The 427-nt window shown below is 58.3% G+C and carries 1 protein-coding gene; it reads left to right on the top strand.

The genetic code is table 11. The annotated features are described in order from the left end of the window. Positions 1 to 427: helix-turn-helix domain-containing protein (locus tag WFN87_RS24045; RefSeq protein WP_336989475.1), on the top strand; the 427-nt coding region annotated here is incomplete at both ends.

The following is a 427-nucleotide window of genomic DNA, read 5'->3' as shown; positions in this document are numbered from 1 at the left end:
ATGCGAGAGATACCATGTCATTACGTTCTGAGTTTGTTCTGCTCGCCTCGCAGGACGGGGCGAACATTCGTCTTCTGTGCCGTCGCTATGGCATTTCTCCTGCCACTGGCTACAAGTGGCTTCATCGCTGGTTACAGGACGGCACTGCCGGTCTTGCTGACCGTTCACGTGCACCACACTTTTCCCCCGCAAGAACCGACGACAGCATTACCGACCTGCTGCGGATGGCACATGCCACACATCCACGCTGGGGTGCCCGCAAGATTAAGGGCTGGCTTGAAGACCACGGGCATCAGTTGCCCGCCTTCAGTACCGCTCATAAGCTGATGGCCCGTCACGGTCTGCTGCCCGGTGTTCCTCCCGGCATCCCGGCTACCGGCCGCTATGAACACAGTGCGCCTAACCAGCTCTGGCAGATGGATTTTAA

It is taken from the genome of Cedecea sp. AS113 (assembly GCF_037152415.1).
Classification (GTDB): domain Bacteria; phylum Pseudomonadota; class Gammaproteobacteria; order Enterobacterales; family Enterobacteriaceae; genus Cedecea.
This window is presented reverse-complemented; position numbering and strand designations above follow the sequence as displayed.